Origin of the sequence: Patiriisocius marinus (assembly GCF_008974325.1) — a bacterium.
GTDB lineage: Bacteria > Bacteroidota > Bacteroidia > Flavobacteriales > Flavobacteriaceae > Patiriisocius > Patiriisocius marinus.
Window position 1 is genome coordinate 316,170 of record NZ_BKCG01000002.1, and the last position, 15,730, is coordinate 331,899.

14 protein-coding genes are annotated in these 15,730 nt (G+C 33.4%); 10 read left to right on the forward strand and 4 right to left on the reverse strand.

Annotated features, from left to right (window positions below; translation table 11 throughout):
• Positions 1-2: 2 nt before the first annotated feature.
• Positions 3-1,400 carry a GFO_1087 family putative carboxy terminal peptidase gene (locus GBH57_RS06415; RefSeq protein ID WP_151673249.1) on the reverse strand — a complete coding sequence of 466 codons (1,398 nt, stop codon included), beginning with the start codon at positions 1,398-1,400 and terminating at the stop codon, positions 3-5.
• Between the two features lie 250 nt (positions 1,401-1,650).
• Here GBH57_RS06415 and GBH57_RS06420 point away from each other — a divergent pair, with 250 nt between their 5' ends.
• From GBH57_RS06420 to GBH57_RS06440, 5 genes are all read left to right on the forward strand, one after another.
• Positions 1,651-2,157: a GFO_1088 family ECF-type sigma factor gene (locus GBH57_RS06420; RefSeq protein WP_151673250.1), complete on the forward strand. Its 507-nt coding sequence runs from the start codon at positions 1,651-1,653 to the stop codon at positions 2,155-2,157.
• The gene (locus GBH57_RS06425; protein ID WP_151673251.1) at positions 2,144-2,581 is read left to right on the forward strand and encodes a PG0215 family putative anti-sigma factor; all 438 of its coding nucleotides are present in this window, start codon (positions 2,144-2,146) and stop codon (positions 2,579-2,581) included. Before GBH57_RS06420 ends, GBH57_RS06425 begins: the two co-directional genes overlap by 14 nt.
• Positions 2,582-2,604: 23 nt before the next feature.
• Complete coding sequence (locus GBH57_RS06430) at positions 2,605-3,138, forward strand: GFO_1090 family protein (protein WP_151673252.1); 534 nt, start codon at positions 2,605-2,607, stop codon at positions 3,136-3,138.
• A 38-nt stretch (positions 3,139-3,176) separates the two neighbouring features.
• The gene (locus GBH57_RS06435) at positions 3,177-3,722 is read left to right on the forward strand and encodes a GFO_1091 family lipoprotein (protein WP_151673253.1); all 546 of its coding nucleotides are present in this window, start codon (positions 3,177-3,179) and stop codon (positions 3,720-3,722) included.
• Positions 3,723-3,809: 87 nt separating this feature from the next.
• On the forward strand, positions 3,810-5,648 hold the full coding sequence (locus tag GBH57_RS06440; protein ID WP_151673254.1) for a hypothetical protein: 1,839 nt from the start codon (positions 3,810-3,812) through the stop codon (positions 5,646-5,648).
• Here the strand turns inward: GBH57_RS06440 and purB are convergent.
• The 3 genes from purB to GBH57_RS06455 all read right to left on the reverse strand — a co-directional run bounded on the left by purB (position 5,645) and on the right by GBH57_RS06455 (position 8,334).
• The gene (purB, locus tag GBH57_RS06445) at positions 5,645-6,988 is read right to left on the reverse strand and encodes an adenylosuccinate lyase (protein WP_151673255.1); all 1,344 of its coding nucleotides are present in this window, start codon (positions 6,986-6,988) and stop codon (positions 5,645-5,647) included. The two genes, GBH57_RS06440 and purB, sit on opposite strands and share 4 nt — an antisense overlap.
• Positions 6,989-7,077: 89 nt before the next feature.
• Entirely contained in the window at positions 7,078-7,656 is a 579-nt protein-coding gene (locus GBH57_RS06450) for a HEAT-like fold family protein (RefSeq protein WP_151673256.1), read from the reverse strand.
• A 3-nt stretch (positions 7,657-7,659) separates the two neighbouring features.
• A complete protein-coding gene (locus tag GBH57_RS06455) occupies positions 7,660-8,334 on the reverse strand; it encodes an SIR2 family NAD-dependent protein deacylase (RefSeq protein ID WP_151673257.1) in 675 nt (224 codons plus the stop codon).
• Positions 8,335-8,371: 37 nt separating this feature from the next.
• Between GBH57_RS06455 and GBH57_RS06460 the strand changes: the two genes are divergently transcribed.
• The 5 genes from GBH57_RS06460 to GBH57_RS06480 all read left to right on the forward strand — a co-directional run bounded on the left by GBH57_RS06460 (position 8,372) and on the right by GBH57_RS06480 (position 15,662).
• Complete coding sequence (locus tag GBH57_RS06460) at positions 8,372-9,067, forward strand: TrmH family RNA methyltransferase (RefSeq protein ID WP_151673258.1); 696 nt, start codon at positions 8,372-8,374, stop codon at positions 9,065-9,067.
• A gap of 46 nt (positions 9,068-9,113) precedes the next feature.
• Positions 9,114-9,701, forward strand: a complete 588-nt coding sequence (locus GBH57_RS06465) for a non-canonical purine NTP diphosphatase (protein ID WP_151673259.1) — start codon at positions 9,114-9,116, stop codon at positions 9,699-9,701.
• Positions 9,702-9,899: 198 nt separating this feature from the next.
• Entirely contained in the window at positions 9,900-11,801 is a 1,902-nt protein-coding gene (locus tag GBH57_RS06470; RefSeq protein ID WP_151673260.1) for a DEAD/DEAH box helicase, read from the forward strand.
• Positions 11,802-12,042: 241 nt separating this feature from the next.
• Positions 12,043-14,913, forward strand: coding sequence for a S8 family serine peptidase (locus GBH57_RS16340; RefSeq protein WP_161596072.1), 2,871 nt, complete (start codon positions 12,043-12,045; stop codon positions 14,911-14,913).
• Between the two features lie 11 nt (positions 14,914-14,924).
• Positions 14,925-15,662 (forward strand): T9SS type A sorting domain-containing protein, encoded by a 738-nt coding sequence (locus tag GBH57_RS06480; protein ID WP_151673262.1) that lies wholly within the window; start codon positions 14,925-14,927, stop codon positions 15,660-15,662.
• The last annotated feature ends 68 nt before the right edge of the window (positions 15,663-15,730 follow it).

Consider the following 15,730-nt stretch of genomic DNA (forward strand, 5'->3'; position numbering starts at 1 on the left):
CTCTATTTTTCAATAACCATTACTCCATCAATGGGGTTATTACTATTACTATCACCAACTTCAGAAAGTACTTGAAAATTATAGTTAGGACTTCTTGTTGTAAATATATCATCTAAAGCAGCGGCAAGTAAAGGTTCATTTGCGTCACCTAAAACACCTAAATTTGCATAATCTTCATTAAGGTCGATATCTGGGAAAAGCCCATCAATGTAATCTGTATTACCTATTGAATTAGCTGTTTTAAATACTAGTGGTAACATTGCGTATGTATGACTTTGGTTAGCTTCAGATCTACTAAAATTAGGTGCTGGCGCATCATATAATAAAAATGAAGCCTGAAATTTACCAGTTGTAGTATCACCTACTTGGACCACATTTATATAAGGAGAAAGTCCATTAATTACTAATTCACTAGCAGAAGCAGTTCGGCTTGAAGTTAATACATAAACAGTAGTTAAGTTCAAACTGTTAATAGCATCTCCATTACTTATTTGTGTGTTAAAAAGTCCTGGACTAGAATATTCTTCTTGTCTATCGTCATTCCATTGTTCAGTGTAGAAAATTTGATTGTTAAATTGACCAGTTATCATAGCACTTAAATCGGTTGCAGTTTCTACGGAACCTCCGCTGTTGTAGCGCAAATCTAAAACCAAATGATCAATTGCTTCCGCTTTAAAATTTCCGAAGGCAGCATTTAATTGTGGGTCAAAATCGCGTGTAAATGCATTATACATTAAATACCCTACTTTTTCACCATCTACAGTAAATGTGCGTTCCAAGTGTATTGGGTTTTCTGTGTATTCCGTTTTTGTTAAAACAATAGTACTGTCTGTAATAGGTTCAACATTCTCCCCATCAAAAGTAGCAAGCCCTATGGAGTATGAGTCAGGTGCGAGTAAATCTCTAAAATTAGTTTCGGTTAGTTGCTGGCCATCTACGCTATTAAAAATCATTCCGCGTTCTAAGTTAGCTGCTGAAGCGCTTGTGTTTGGCAGGACGTAACGTACATAACCAAAAACATTTCCACTTTCATCTGGATAAAAAACTAGGCCGTATTCCATTCCGTTATTTAGGGTAACACCACTTAAAGCATTTTCTAGAGAGATGTAATCGTCCACTAAAACGCTAAATCGATCTTGAGGAGATTTTAAAAAATCAAATAAACTTTCAGGCGTATCAAATGAACTTAAAAAAGCGTTTTTAGAATCTGCGTCTGCAAAAGCATCATTCGCTAACTCAGGAGTATCACTTTTATAGAGATAGAAAAAATTAAGTCCGCGGTAAATAAAATCCTGAATTTCGATATTAGATGCTTGCTGAACATTGTCGTCAAGATCTTCAAAACAAGAAGTAAATAGAATAAAGCTGCTTAATAGGCCAGTGAAAAGGTACTTTTTCATAGTTTTTTAATAAAGTGATGTTGAAACTTCTAAATTACTCACTTTAAAGTTTCTATTAAAATGTTAGTTGCTTTTTTAGGCTATTTTATGTGTTATTGCTAATTGTAATGAGGATTAGCAGGTTTTTGTTTATTAGAATTTCAGAAATATTAATTTTTTTTGAAATAGTGATGTAACAAAAAATAAGGTGTCTCGTCAACATTATAGAACGGCATAATAATTTATATTGTTCACTAACCAAAACCAACAAATGAAACAGCAGGAGTTTTTAGAAACAGTGCTTCCTATTAAGGATAAGCTATTTCGTATAGCGAAACGCTTGCTAGTGTCAAGAGATGAAGCTGATGATGCAGTGCAGGAAGTATTTTTGAAATTGTGGAAAGGAAAAGAAAAAATTAAACAGTACCGTAGTGCTGAAGCTTTCGCAATTACAATGACAAAAAATTATTGTCTTGATAGATTGAAATCTAAACAGGCGTCTAATTTAAAAATAGTGCACAGTAATTATGAGGCTTCAAATAATCTTGAAAAACAACTAGAAGCAGCGGACGGAGTAGCGCGAGTGTTTGAGATAATGGATACACTACCCGAACAACAAAAATTAATATTACATCTACGGGATGTAGAACAACTAGATTTTAGTGAAATAGCTAAAATGCTTGATTTAAATGAAACAGCAGTGCGTGTTACATTGTCAAGAGCAAGAAAAAAAGTAAGAGATCAATTGATCAAACAAAACAATTATGGAATTAAATAATATAGAACAGCTTCTGGAGTCGTATTTTGAAGGGACAACGTCTCTTGCCGATGAACAAATATTGCGAAATTATTTTGCAACAGATTTAGTTGACGATAGTTTGAAACAATACAGTTCGCTATTTAATGCGATGACGGTTTCAGCTTCCGAAACATCAACTACAACTTTTACAGTGCCAGTAACCGAAAAAAAACCATTTAACAAATGGTGGTTATCTATAGCAGCATCTATAGTAATAGTTTTAGGAGTTGCAGGGTTTGTTTTCTCAGAAAACTCACTTACTCAAGAAGAACAGAAAGCGCTAGCAGCATTAAAACAAAGTAAAGAAGCGATGCTTTTACTTTCTAATAATTTACAAAAAGGAACAAGTCAATTACAGCTTGTTGAAACATTTAGTAAAACCAAGAATAAATTTTTAAAATAATATAACACTTAAATACAAAAACTATGAAAAAGATAACACTAATACTCGTTTTATTGATTGCTCCTTTAGTAGCAATGGCACAAAGCCCATTTGATTCGTTTGAAAATGACAAGGACGTTTCGTCTGTAGTTGTTACAAAGAATATGTTCAAATTATTGAGCAAAATGGATTTAGATTCTAATGATCCTGAAGCTAAGGAATACCTTAATATGGTAGATAACTTAAATGACATTAAAATATATACAACAGACAACCCAACAGTCGCTGCAAAAATGTCTAGTACTGTTGCTAGCTACATTAAGTCTAATGGTTCATTAAGTGAATTAATGCGTGTAAAGAGCGATGGGCAAAATGTGAAGTTTTATTCAAAAGAAGGTAAAAATGAAAATTTTGTAAGTGAATTATTAATGTTTGTTGACGGGGTAAATGAAGGGAAGCCTATGACTGTGGTTATGAGTATTTCAGGAAACATTGACTTAAAGCAAATAGGGAAATTAGCTGAACAGCTTAATGTACCAGGAAGCGAAGAGCTTAAAAATATTAAGAAGGAAAAATAAATTCCAGCTTTATACTACTAACCATTAAACCATAAAACATGCAAATAATTGTAAAATATACCGTAGCAGCAGCAATTGCGCTAATCTCACTAATAAGTTGTGATGGAAGTAAATCATTGCAATCATATATTGTAGATAAACAAGAGGACGATCGTTTTATGAAAGTTGATCTTGCAACAAGTTTATTAGCTAATTTAGATTCAATTCCATCAGACCAAAAAGAGGTATTGAACACTGTTAAAAAAATGAATGTTGTAGCTTATCCTAAATCTGAAGGAACAGATGCAGATTACAAAGTTGAAAAAGCAAAGCTTGATCTTATCTTTAATCAAGAGAAATATAAAGTTTTAGGTTCATTTAAGTCAAATAACCAAAATATGAAACTTATGTATTTAGGTGATGAAGAAGCTATTGATGAAGTTATTGTTTATGGAAGAGATGACGAAAAAGGCTTAGCTGTCTTTAGACTTTTAGGAGACAAAATGAATCCAGCTTCTATGATGAAGTTAGCTGCTAATCTTGAAGATGGTGATCTGAATTTATCTCAACTTGCAGGACTAGAAGATATATTCAATAAAAAGTAAAATAAAATCATATCTCATTAAAGCCTCCTATATTAGGGGGCTTTTTTTATGTCGTTTAATTGAAGCTACTATTAGTATCTTTATCAAATGAATTTAATTAGTTTGTTGTCACGTTTCTTTATAATTACTTCATTAATATTCTTAAGTAATTGCTCATCAGCAGTACCTAGTATTGTACAGACAGATGAGAATAATATTCCTAAAACAGTGCCATCTACCGCTATACCTAAAAATGTACCAATAGCGGGATCTACAATGCAAGAGATTAATGCATCGGTTTATGGTTGTAAAGGTGATGGAGTGCAGCTAAATGATTTTTCTTTAAGCGGAAATGTGCTAACGTCAAGTTCAGCTAGTTTTAGTTCATTAGATACTGGTAAAACGGTTAGTATAGCAAATGCTGGTGAAAATGGAGAGCATTTGTTAAGTACAATTAAAACAATAATTTCTCCAAATAAAGTGTTGCTAACAAATAAAGCAGCTTCAAATGTTTTAAACGTAATGGGTAGTTATGGAACAGATAATATACGTTTTATTCAGAAAGCAGTCGATGCTGCAATCGCGCAACAAAAAACACTACGATTTGATCCAGGAGTATTTTTAATTGGAGATTATAATATAAACACAAAAACTTCAGTCATAAAAATAGCAATAAATAATCCTGGTGATAATGTGGTTATTGTAGGAAGTGGTAAACACAAAACTATTTTTAGAGAGCTTGATGGAAAAACGCAACGAAAAGGTAGGTATACTAAAATATTTTATCATTATTTAAAAGACTCTCCTAATGTAGGTGCTATAGTGCTGAGTGATTTTTCTTTAGATAAAAATGGACGATCACTAACTAAAAACCCTGAAAGTATTTATACCTGGGAACAAGCACACGCTTGGTCTTGGGCTGGGCATAAAAATGGTGCAGAATTTATTGATAGTATACATATTTCGAATATTGAGATAGTTGACAAAATAGGAGGAGGGATTAATTTTTCGTCAAGTGGTACAAGGGTAAATCACTTCACTCTTGAGAAAATTTCTGAATCAAGATTTAAAAGCAATACCAATGAAGTATTTTATGCGGCAAGAGGCGATCTGGAGATTAGTTGTTTTAGCGATGATATAGTTATAAAAAATGTAGATTTAACCTATGTACAATTGGAGCCAGTTAGATCTAAAAAATCAACTTTAGAAAATAATAGATATTGTGAGGTGACAGACAGTTCAATTGATACTATTGAATATACAGAAGATGGAATAGAAGGTTTGGGTGTAAATGTCTTGAAGATGAACAATATTACTACAAAAAACTTCAGAAATCATGGTGTTGAGTTTTTAGTAGAGAATAGTACTATTAGTGCACCACATACCATTAATAGTATAAATGGGAATTTTGTAAACTGTAAGTTTTTATTAAAATATGATGCTTCAGAAAACAAGGTAAAGCCTATAAATGCTACTTATTTTAGAAATATTTCTAGCAATAATTCTATAACATTTTCTAATTGCGAGTTTATAATTGATAGTGAATTAACTACTATCAAACCGAAAGGTTATGCGCTTTTCTCAAGTAGTAAAATAAGCGATATATTGATAAACGAAATAACAGTTGACAATTGCACGTTTGACAAACGATTACAAAGTAGTATTAACGCTTATGCGAACGGTAAATGGACGATTAAGAATTCTACTTTAGCAGGGAGTAGTGTAGCTATTCAAGCAGGAGGATATGAAGAGTATTATAGCGAGGTTAATTTAAGTAATAATAATTATTCTCAAGTTTTAGATAACGCTAAACTACTTAACATAAATAACCATAATTCTTTATGGAAAGTAAAAGGTTCAGAAAAAAACAAAAACTTTTCCTCTAGAATTATATCCAAAGGAAAAGTGGGAAGTTTAAAAAATCAAAATACTTTAAAAATAAATTAGATTCCTGTATAGTTAGCAGGAGTAATAACTCTCATTTCAGCTTTTAATTCTTCTGAAATATCAAGTGTTTCGATAAAGTCTGCTATAGATTTTTTTGAAATTGCTTCATTAGTTCTTGTTAAGCCTTTTAACGCTTCGTAAGGATTTGGGTATGCTTCTCTTCTAAGGATAGTTTGTAATGCTTCAGCAACTACAGCCCAATTTTTTTCTAAATCTTCGTGAAACTTAGCTTCGTTTAATAATAATTTATTCAATCCTTTTAAAGTAGATTGAAATGCAATTAATGTGTGACCAATTGGTACACCAATATTTCTTAACACTGTACTATCCGTTAAATCACGTTGTAATCTACTAATAGGAAGTTTCGCAGATAAGTGTTCGAAAATAGCATTCGCAATTCCTAAATTACCTTCGCTATTTTCAAAATCAATAGGATTTACTTTGTGTGGCATTGCGCTACTTCCTATTTCACCTTTCTTAATTTTTTGCTTAAAGTAATCCATAGATACATACGTCCAGATATCTCTATCAAGATCAATAAGTATGGTGTTAATACGTTTTAGGCAATCAAATAATGCTGCCATATGATCGTAATGTTCAATTTGAGTTGTAGGGAAAGAGTGGTGTAAACCTAAAACTTCCTGTACAAACGTAGCGCCAAAATTTTTCCAATCTATTTGTGGATATGCAACATGGTGTGCATTGAAATTTCCTGTGGCACCACCAAATTTTGCTGCGCTTTTAATATCGTTAAGCAAATCAAACTGCTCTTTTAATCTAACAACATATACATTTATTTCTTTTCCTAAACGAGTAGGAGAAGCTGGTTGTCCGTGCGTACGAGCTAACATAGGTACATCTGCCCATTCAGCTGCTAATTCCTCTAATTTATTTTTAACTTCAAAAAATTGAGGAACATATGCATCATTCATAGCATCTTTCAATGATAATGGAATGGCTGTATTGTTAATGTCTTGAGAGGTTAATCCAAAATGAATAAACTCTTTGTATTGTTGTAAACCAAGATTGTCAAACTTTTCTTTTATGAAATATTCAACAGCTTTTACATCGTGATTTGTAATTTTTTCAGTGTCCTTAATTTTTTGAGCATCTTCCGTTGAAAACTCTGTATATAAAGCACGAAGTTTAGGGAATAATGTTGTGTCAAATTCTGCTAGCTGAGGTAAAGGAATATTTACTAAAGCGATAAAATATTCTACTTCAACTTGAACACGATATTTAATCAATGCTTCTTCAGAGAAAAAAGGAATAAGGCTTGAGGTTTTAGACGCGTAACGTCCGTCAATAGGAGAAATGGCTTTTAAAGCTTGGGTTGACATAATTGGTTGTTTTAGTGGTTTTTCTGATACGTTATATTTCAGAAAATAAAGATGCAAAGATACTATTTTAGAGTGATTAGGTGTTCCGTTTATAAGCCTTTCTTTTCAAACTTTTCTATTTGTTTTAAAACCGATTTTCCTCTGGCTTTATAGGCAGGTTGCTCCTCGTGTATATTTTGTAAAATTATTGATTTTAATTCTGGATGTATCCATTTAAACTCAGTTCCAAGGTAGACTAAAGATGTCATTCCATAAACCTTGCAAGCAACTTTTTGATCTGTAATAAACCAGTCAAACATGCAGTTTACCCATTGTTGTTTATGCATTGGGGTAATCGTGTTTATAAGTGCTTCATCTTTGTCTTTGTAATAAGAAATTGCAAGCATTTGGCAAATTTTAGCAAGAGGTCTCAGAGCTTGATCTTTTTTTGTGAGTGGTAGTTTGGTAAAAAATTCATCTAAATGAGGATGTAGCAACGCTAATCGTTCGGCACAAACAAATTCTAAAATCCAAGTTGCTTTATAAGAAATACTACTCGAATCATTAAAGCATAGTGCAAGTAACTCTGGAAAAGACCCAGGGTTGTCTAATACCCATTGCGCTAAATCTAGCCTAGACTTCCTGTACGCTTTTAGTGTGGTTAATGATGTTGTTAAATAAGATTCCATTGTTTAAAGTTTCAGAAAAGAGATAGCTTTTATTACTCCGCTAGTCGCATTTTCTGCGATAATATGAATTTTACTTGTAGGAGAAATAGCTGGGTTTGGGTCAATATATACTGTTTGAGCACTTTCTTTAGCATACTGTATTAGTCCAGCGGCTGGATATACTTGCATTGACGTACCAATAATTATTATTGCATCAGCACCTTCTACAACTTCAGCAGCGTTTTCAATAAGGGGTACAGCCTCTCCAAACCAAACAATATCTGGACGCATTTGATGGCCGTTAGGACAAAGATCACCTATCAGTATATCATTATTAATTTCTATAGAATACGATTCGTCTTTGTCACTTTTAGCTTTAAGTAATTCGCCGTGTAAATGCATTACTTTTTTACTACCAGCACGTTCGTGGAGGTCATCCACATTTTGTGTAATTACTATAACTTCATGAGTTTGTTCAAGTGTAGCAATAGCCTTGTGCGCTTCGTTAGGTTCAACCTCTAATAACTGTCTTCGTCGTTGATTGTAAAAGTCAAGTACAAGGGCGGGATTTGCTTCAAACCCTTGAGGGCTAGCAACGCTCATTACATCGTGACCTTCCCAGAGGCCGTTACTGTCTCTAAAAGTTTTCAAACCACTTTCTGCTGAAATGCCCGCACCTGTTAAAACTGCTATCTTCAAAGCTTAATATTTTTGATTAATTTAGCTAAAAATAACCATTTTGGATCAAGCATTACACGACTACCTTAAAACTTTTTTAACCGAAAGACGACTCAATTTATTTGAGCGAATTCTATCACAACGTACTAGGCATTTTACTGTTGTTACAGAGGATGTGTATCAACTACATAACACAAGTGCTGTAATGCGAACTTGCGATGTATTTGGTGTGCAAGATTTACACGTTGTAGAGGAAAAGCTTGGAAAAAGCATTGATAAAGAAATTGCAATGGGTGCTCAAAAATGGGTTAATTTAAACCGAAGTACAAGTATAAAGGCTTCGCTAGAATCGTTGAGAGCTCAAGGATATCAAATTGTCGCAACCACCCCTCATAAAAACGCAACCTATTTACATGACTTTGACGTAACTAAAAAAAGTGCTTTTTTCTTTGGTACTGAAAAGGAAGGGTTGAGTGAATATGTATTAGAAAATGCAGATAGTGCTCTAAAAATACCGATGTATGGATTTACTGAAAGTTTAAATATTTCAGTTTCGGCAGCTATTATTTTACAAGATGTAGTAACTCGTCTACATCAATCCAATGTGAAGTGGGAATTATCTGAAATCGAAAAACAAGAACTTACTTTACAATGGATGAAAAACACTATTAAAAACCCTGAAGAAATCATCGATAGATATTATGAAGATTTAGATATAGGGGTTAATGAAAAAGAGCAAAACTCAAATAATTAAAATTTCAGAATACTTAAAAGTATCTTTTACCCAAATAATAACCTAAATGAACAAAAAACAAGAACGTACGTTAGTATTTGCAACCAATAATTTAAATAAATTAAAAGAGGTGCAATTACTATTACCATCACATATTAAACTTTTAAGTTTAAAAGATATTAACTGTTTAGTTGATATTCCAGAAACGGCAGATACTATAGAGGGTAATGCAATATTAAAAGTAGCATATATATCTAATCATTATGGTTATGATTGTTTTGCTGATGATACAGGATTAATAGTAGATGTTTTAAATGGTGAGCCTGGTGTTTATAGTGCGCGTTATGCAGGTGAAAATGCTACATCAGAACAAAATATAGATAAGTTACTTACTAATTTAGCAGACAAAGAGAACAGATCAGCAAGATTTAAAACTGTTATTGCGCTACATTTAGGAGTAACCCACGTATTATTTGAAGGTATTTGTGATGGCTCTATTACAAAGGATAGACGTGGAGATAAGGGTTTTGGATATGATTCTGTTTTTCTTCCAGAAGGTAAAGATGAAACTTTTGCTCAAATGACATTGGGCGAAAAAAGTGAAATTGGACATAGAGGCAAGGCTATGCGCCAGTTGATAGCCTATTTTTCTTAATTTAAAAAGTTTTGAAAGGATTAAAAATCATTTAAATGACTATTTAATAGTGTTGTGTTAATAATTAGCAGTACTTTTGCAGCTTCGTAGAGAGAAATTTCTACACAAATTCCTCAGGGAGAGGTAGTGCAAAGTGAAGTTCGTAGGTATATGTATATCGCTTCCCATAGCACATATAACATATACTTAAATTAAAAAATGACCGCATTTAAAGCATTAGGTCTTGATGAGCAATTGCTCCAAGCCATTACAGACATGGGTTTTGAAACCCCATCAGAAGTTCAAGAAGAAGCAATTCCATTATTATTAGACGAAGACAGAGATCTTGTTGCGCTAGCGCAAACTGGAACTGGAAAAACTGCAGCCTTTGGTTTCCCAATGTTGCAAAAAATTGACGTTGAAAGTAGAACTACTCAAGGACTTATATTATCTCCTACACGTGAGTTGTGTATGCAGATTACTAACGAAATGAAAGCTTACGGTAAGTACAAAAAAGGACTTAACGTTGTCGCTATTTATGGTGGTGCTAGTATTACAGACCAAGCACGTAACATTAAAAAAGGAGCACAAGTAATTGTAGCAACTCCTGGCCGTATGAAAGATATGATTAGCCGTCGTATGATTGATATTTCTAAAATTCAGTACTGTGTACTTGATGAAGCAGATGAAATGTTAAACATGGGATTCTATGAAGATATCACTGAAATTTTATCACACTCACCAGAAGAGAAATCTACTTGGTTGTTTAGTGCTACAATGCCAAAAGAAGTTTCTACAATAGCTAAAAAGTTTATGCACGACCCTCTTGAGGTGACTGTAGGTTCTAAAAACGTAGGTTCTGAAAATGTAGAGCACGAATATTTTATCGTTTCAGGTAGAGACCGTTATCCTGCATTAAAACGTTTAGCAGATGCAAATCCTGATATCTTTTCAGTAGTATTCTGTAGAACAAAGCGTGATACACAAAAAGTAGCAGAGCAATTAATTGCAGATGGATATAGCGCAGGAGCAATCCACGGAGATTTAAGTCAAAATCAACGTGATATTGTAATGAAGCAATTTAGAAATCGCCAAATCCAAATGTTAGTAGCAACTGATGTTGCTGCACGTGGAATTGATGTTGATGATATTACTCACGTAATTAATTATCAATTACCTGACGAAATCGAGACATACACTCACCGTAGTGGACGTACAGGTCGTGCAGGTAAAAACGGAATCTCAATGGTTATTGTAACTAAAAGTGAGGTACGTAAAATTAAAGGTCTTGAAAAGAAGCTTCAAAAAGCTTTTACTAAAAAAGATGTTCCTTCAGGAATGGAAATTTGTGAGAAGCAATTAATGCATCTTGCAAACAATATAAAAGCGACTGAAATTAATCATGATATAGATGCATATTTACCTCAAATTAATGCAGCTTTAGAAGATTTTTCTAAAGAAGAATTAATTAAGAAGTTTTTCTCTGTTGAGTTTACACGTTTTTATAACTACTATAACAAAGCAAAAGATATTAACCAATCTGCAGGTCCTGATCGTGAATATAGCGATGATACAGGTAGTACACGTTTCTTCTTAAATGTAGGAAATAAAGATGATTACGATTGGATGAGTCTTAAGGATATGTTGAAAGAAGTCTTAAACCTTGGTAAAGATGAGGTTTATAAAGTTGATGTAAAAGACAGTTTTTCATTTTTCAATGTAGATGAACAACATAAAGATTTAGTATTATCAGTATTTGCTGACTTCGAAATTGACGGTCGTAAAATTAATGTTGAAGAATCTACAGACAAAGGTCGTGGAGGTTCAAAAGGACGCGGTCGAAGTGGCGGCGGAGGTGGACGTAGTTACGGAGGCGGCGGAGGTCGTTCACGTGGTGGAAGAGATGGTGAACGTGGCGGTCGTAGCGGTGGAGGCTACAAAGGTAAATCTCGCAGTAGCGATGGTGGCGGACGCTCAAGAGGTGGAAGCAGCGAAGGTAGAAGTAGCGGAGGACGCAGCGAATCTCGTAGCGAAGGTGGTAAACCTAAGTTTTCAGGAAAAAGACGTGGAGGTTCTAGACCAGAAAGTGGCGGAACTGGCGGAAGACGTCGTAGAGGATAATTTTTTTTTTCAGTTTTAATGCTGAAATTTTAAATAAAGAAGCTCAGTTAACTTGTTTGTTAATTGGGCTTTTTTTTATTAGTTATTTGGTAGTTAGGATTTAAATTATTAGTTTTAAATTAAATAATAATGGCTCCCCATAATTAATAAATTTAAATTCTTTTTTATGAGGACACCTTTCGCACACCTTTCGCACACCTTTCGCACATTTTTTAGCACGTTATTTTTAGTCATTGCCAGTATGTCACTCTATGCGCAAAATAATGTTTTTTATAAAATAGAATTTAAAGAAGATCAAAGTGTTGAAATACTTAATACTTCTGTAAATAATGATAATACCTTAAGCATTACAACTGACAAAGCTAATTTTAATTCATTTATAACTGGCAAACCCATATACAAATTTGAAAAAGCGTTCCCGCTCTTTACAACACCTAGGTTACAACGTGTTTATCTTATTGAGGTTCCTGTAAGTTATAATATTACATCTTTTACTCAACGTACAGATGTAGAACAATTAGTACCTTACGAGGAAGAGGTGCCTATTTTATTATCAAACATAGAGCCTAATGATTATATCGAGAATTTACAAGAAGATAGACCAAATCCTTCACTAGATTTAATTAAAGCACCCCTTGCTTGGTCAATAACCACAGGAGACCCAAATATTTATATTGGTATTATTGATGGCGATTTTTGGACTGGACACGAGGAATTGCAAGGCAAAGTTATTACCAATCTTGATGATGAAAATCCAAATAGTAATTCTAACACAGCATTTAATTATCTTAAACACGGTACTCAAGTCTCTGCTGTTGCGGCAGGCAATACTGATAATGGGTTAGGAATGGCAGCAATAGGTTACAATACAAGCATTGTAACAGCTGATGATTTTGGCAGTGTCAATAGAGTAAAAGAAATTTCATTAATTCCAGGAGTAAAAGTTATTAACTGTAGTTGGATTAGACGATGTAGCTTTGATACATATGAGGATATAGCATATCAAGAAATTTTAGATAGTGGAGTATTAGTAGTTGCCGGAGCAGGAAATGGTCCCAATGGTGGTAGTTGTGGAGGAGGTCATGGATATGCTTACCCAGCATCTTATGACGCTGTAATTTCTGTAACAGGGGTAGGAAATAGGTACGATATTGGAGAAAATAACCCGTTGATAAATCCTCAGGGTGATTGGGATTTTGGTATAGTAAAATCTTGGTATGATTGTCATTATTACAATCCAGATAATATACCAGTGGGATCACTTACACATAATGATAAAGTAAATGTCAGTGCTCCGGGTCTTTTTGTGCAATTAAGTTCTATTGAATCACCTAGCATTCCTTTGACAGAGAAGTATGAATATGGAATAGGAACTTCAATGGCAGCTCCTTTTGTTTCTGGATTAGCTGCTTTAGTTTTTGCGGCAAACCCAAATTTAACAGCAGTTGAAGTAAAAGATATTATTGAATCTACAACAGATGATATATATCATATTCCACAAAACAGGAATGTAGATCCAAATTTAGATTTACATGGAAAATTAGGAACGGGTCGCATTAATGCATTTAGAGCAGTAAAAAAAGCTAAATGCTCAGAAGTAGCTTCACCCGAAAAAGATTGGGCAATGCAGAACTCTAGATATGATATGTTTATAGAACCTGATATTTATACAGATGAGGTTTTTTGGCAAAGTGAAGATATTTGGGTACGTAATACAAATGATGGACAACTAATACAAACTCATCAAAACCCAGAATTTGATCCTTCGGAACCTAATTATGCTTATGTTGAAGTAACTAATAATAGCTGTTGGGAAACGCAAGAAAATGAATTTACTACTGTTACACTTTATTGGGCAAAAGCAAGCACCTCACTTTCCTGGCCAAATAATTGGGACGGTTCTACTACAATCCCAAATCCAAACGGAGGAGCACCTATAGAATTGGGTGGCGTTGTTGGTACTATGCAAATTCCTAGTTTAAAAATTGGACAATCTAAAATTTTAGAATTTCCTTGGTTAATTCCTAATCCAGAGGATTATATAGATATTAATCCTAATCCTTGGCATTTTTGTTTACTTGCAAGAATTACATCTCACGATGACCCTATGGCAATAGCAGAAACTGATGCTATTACATTAAATGTTAAAAATAATAATAACTTAGCTTGGAAAAATACAACAATAGTCGATTTAAGAACTATGGTAGATGCAACAGTGGGTGGGGTTATTGCTATTGCAAATAATACTGATGTAGCTAAATCTTATATATTAGAATTAAGGCCAAAAGCAGATGAGTTAGGGAAACCATTGCATGAGGAAGCCGAAATTACGGTAACTTTAGATGCTAATTTATTGGCCGCTTGGCAGGGAGGTGGTAGTTTATCTCAGGATTTATCACTACAATTTTTAGTAAATAAAAAAACTGTAGATGGATCACTTGCACAATTACAGAATATTCAATTAGCACCTGGTGAAATAACAACCGCATATATCAGTTTTAATTTTCTTACTCAAGAATTAACCGATAAGAAAAAGTTTGTTTATGAAGTGGTGCAAAGAGATGCAGTAACAAATGAGATTATAGGTGGGGAAACCTATATAGTACGTAAAGATGAAAGACCAATTTTTACAGCAAATGCAGGAGCGGACAAAGAGATTGAAAAAAATGAAAATGTAACACTGCAAGCCTCAGTAATTGACGAGAATGCTACATATAATTGGTATGACCCACAAGGAACACTTATATATACAGGAACTGATTTTACACTTTCTCCAGATATTACAAAGAAGTATAAGTTAGAAATTATTTCAGATATAGATGGATTAAAAGATTATGATGAAGTTGAGGTTGTTGTAAATCCATATAAGATAGAATCTATTTCGCCTAATCCAGTTTCTAATGTTGCCACAATAGCCTATGATGCAGAACTAGCAAACTCCGCATATTTACGTGTTGTTAATACTAATACTGGTAATGAGTATAATTACATACTCGACATTAATGAAACCGAATACGTAATTGATACAACATTATTTACGATAGGTTCTTACGTGGTCGCACTTATATGCAATGGCGAATTTCAAACATCTAAAATTTTAGTTAAACAATAAAATCTCTTATTATGAAAAATATATTTTTAGTTTTGATAAGTCTGTTCTCTTTACAGCAGGTAGTGTCTCAAAATCCAGATCCGCAGTTGTTTGAAAATATTTGGTATTTAACTAGTTTGACTATCGAAGGTTCACCAATAGAATTTCCTGAAAACAGCGAGTTTACTCCACCAGATTTAAATTTTGATTTAAATAGTGGAGATGTAACATTATTTACTTGTAATTGTTATTGTCACGAAAGCGACGGCGTTTTATTTGTTTCAGGGTTTTTTACATTGCCAAATGGTTTACCTTTTTTAATTGATGTTGGTTGTCCTATTTCAGAAAACATGAATTTCCATGATATTTATTTCGATGATTTTTTTCAACATGAAATACCCGAAGTTAGCAATCCAATAGCCTATGAAATTTTAACAGATAGCGATGGCAATAAACAACTTACGCTAACCAACAGCAATGGAGATATTGCCGTGTATGGCGATCAGTTATTACTTACTTTAGAAAATACGGCAGCTACTTTTTCACTAGTTACAAATCCTGTACAAAATAATTTAGAGTTACAATTTCCAAATGCTACTCAAAACCGAGCTGTGCAGATTTATGATATTACAGGGAAATTGGTTAAGTCAACAACTTCAAACCAAGAGACTAATTTAAAATTTGATGTTTCTGTATTAGAAGGTGGAATGTATTTAGTAGTTGTTGCTGAAGGAACCAAAAAAAGTATTCGTAAATTCATAAAAAGATAAAAATATAGTATTTTAATACTAAAGCCCATTCAATTTTAAATTGTCTGGGCTTAATTTGTATCTTAAAA

Bases quoted from the DNA above. Each gene is read 5' to 3' on its own strand.
- GBH57_RS06415 (WP_151673249.1), bottom strand. From the start codon at position 1,400: ATGAAAAAGTACCTTTTCACTGGCCTATTAAGCAGCTTTATTCTATTT.
- GBH57_RS06420 (WP_151673250.1), top strand. From the start codon at position 1,651: ATGAAACAGCAGGAGTTTTTAGAAACAGTGCTTCCTATTAAGGATAAG.
- GBH57_RS06425 (WP_151673251.1), top strand. From the start codon at position 2,144: ATGGAATTAAATAATATAGAACAGCTTCTGGAGTCGTATTTTGAAGGG.
- GBH57_RS06430 (WP_151673252.1), top strand. From the start codon at position 2,605: ATGAAAAAGATAACACTAATACTCGTTTTATTGATTGCTCCTTTAGTA.
- GBH57_RS06435 (WP_151673253.1), top strand. From the start codon at position 3,177: ATGCAAATAATTGTAAAATATACCGTAGCAGCAGCAATTGCGCTAATC.
- GBH57_RS06440 (WP_151673254.1), top strand. From the start codon at position 3,810: ATGAATTTAATTAGTTTGTTGTCACGTTTCTTTATAATTACTTCATTA.
- purB (WP_151673255.1), bottom strand. From the start codon at position 6,988: ATGTCAACCCAAGCTTTAAAAGCCATTTCTCCTATTGACGGACGTTAC.
- GBH57_RS06450 (WP_151673256.1), bottom strand. From the start codon at position 7,656: ATGGAATCTTATTTAACAACATCATTAACCACACTAAAAGCGTACAGG.
- GBH57_RS06465 (WP_151673259.1), top strand. From the start codon at position 9,114: ATGAACAAAAAACAAGAACGTACGTTAGTATTTGCAACCAATAATTTA.
- GBH57_RS06470 (WP_151673260.1), top strand. From the start codon at position 9,900: ATGACCGCATTTAAAGCATTAGGTCTTGATGAGCAATTGCTCCAAGCC.
- GBH57_RS16340 (WP_161596072.1), top strand. From the start codon at position 12,043: ATGTCACTCTATGCGCAAAATAATGTTTTTTATAAAATAGAATTTAAA.
- GBH57_RS06480 (WP_151673262.1), top strand. From the start codon at position 14,925: ATGAAAAATATATTTTTAGTTTTGATAAGTCTGTTCTCTTTACAGCAG.